A 1,717-nucleotide genomic window follows, 5' to 3' on the forward strand; every position below is an offset into this window, starting at 1 on the left:
CTAGAAGACTCATGAAGATCTTGGTGGGGGCTGTCCGGCCGTAGGCCGGGCGGCCCCTTGGTCTATGCGGTTGCTGGGTTGATCGTCCAGGTGCTGCCTGTTCGGGTGAGTCCGAGGTTGATCAGTCGGCGGAGGTTGAGGGCTGCTGCTCGGGTGTGGAGCCAGGTGTTGTTGGCGATGGTGCCGCGGTAGCGCAGGCGGCGGTTACCGTGCTGGATGAGCCAGGCGACGGCGCGTTCGACCGGGGGTCTCCAGCGCCTGTAGTGGGCTTGCCAGTCGGGGTCGGTGGCGGCCTGGTCGCGGGCGGCTGCCTGGAGGTCGTGGTGCGGGCGGATGGTCAGGATGCGTCCGGCCCTGGCCTTGGTGCACCGCTCGCGCAGGGGGCACCCGGAGCACAGGTCCTTGAAAGTGGCCTTGCGCTGCTGGTGCTGTCCTCCGGGCTCGGAGAGGGGAACGGTGTGTCCGGCCGGGCAGGTCACGGTGGCGGTGGTGGTGTCGATAGCGAAGTCGTCGAGGGTGAAGCCGCCGGGGACGGCCGGCCGCAGCGGGGCCGGTTTGAGGAACAGCCGGTGACCTTGCTGCTGAAGGGTGTGGCGGACGTCGCTGGCGGAATAGGCGGTGTCGCCGAAGAGATCGAGGGCAGTGTCCTCGTCGGCGAGCAGGTCCAGGCCCACCTTGGCCTCGTGGTGCTCGGGCCCGGCCCCGGGCGTGAGGGCCACGGCGGTGTATAAGCCGGTCTCCGGCTCGACGGCGAGGTGGGCTTTGTATCCGTCCTGCCGGTGGGTGCGGGTCTTGTGGATGTGCCGGGATTCGGAATCGACGGTGGAGACGGTCCGGTCGTAGGCGGTGCCGCGGGTGATGCGCCAGCGTCCGTCGCGGCCGTCGGAGTCTCCGGCCGGCTCCACGTCCTGCCCGGCGACCAGGGCCAAAAGGCCGACCGCGTTCGCGGCCTTCTCGCCGAGCTGCTGCTCGGGAAGGTGGCCCAGCAGCCTGAGCGCGTCACCGACGAGGGCGTCGACCAGGCAGGCGCGGGCCTGCTCGTCGTTCCAGGCGATGCGGGGCTTGCCGGGATCGGTGTAGTCGTGCGCGGTGCACTGCACGGCCGCGACCTGGTCGGCACCGGGGACTTCGCGGATGACCGCGCGGACGGCGGCGATGAGCTGGGTGACGGTGTCCTGGGTGGCGACTGCGTCGTCCAGCACGGTGGAGTCCAGGGCCCGCCGGTGCTTGCCCTTGAGGACACCGGTGGCCTTGACGACCTCCCGTACGGCCTCGAAGACTCGGTTGGGCCGGGCGGAACGGGAAAGCCGGCGGCGGAAGTAGGCCAGCAGCGAGGGGTCGAACGCCATGTCGTGCAGGCCCAGCCCGCATGCGGCCTTCCACCGCAGGTCACACCGCAGTTCCTGCACCGTCTCGAAGTCCGACAGCCCATGCAGGGCCTGCAGTGTGATCGCCGCGGCCAGGATCTGCGGCGGCATACTCGGCCGCCCGTTCGCCGAGGGGTACATGTCCGCGAACATCTCCGCCGGGAACAGTGCACCGCGATGCTCGGCCAGGAACGCGAACACACCTCCGGCCGGGATCAACTCCCGGCAGGTCTCCCACACATCCGGCCCGACCGTCTCCCCGGCCCATTCCCCCATCACCACACCAAAGAGTCTGGCCCTGCCGCTCACGCGGCAGGGCCAGAACCCCAAGATCTTCATGAGTCTTCTAG

1 protein-coding gene is annotated in these 1,717 nt (G+C 69.7%); it reads right to left on the reverse strand.

Going from position 1 to position 1,717, the window contains the following annotated elements; genetic code table 11:
- Positions 1-62: 62 nt before the first annotated feature.
- Complete coding sequence (locus ACIRFH_RS36595) at positions 63-1,643, reverse strand: IS1182 family transposase (RefSeq protein ID WP_403530918.1); 1,581 nt, start codon at positions 1,641-1,643, stop codon at positions 63-65.
- Positions 1,644-1,717: the final 74 nt, after the last annotated feature.

Source organism: Streptomyces sp. NPDC093586, assembly GCF_044764905.1.
Classification (GTDB): Bacteria; Actinomycetota; Actinomycetes; order Streptomycetales; family Streptomycetaceae; genus Streptomyces.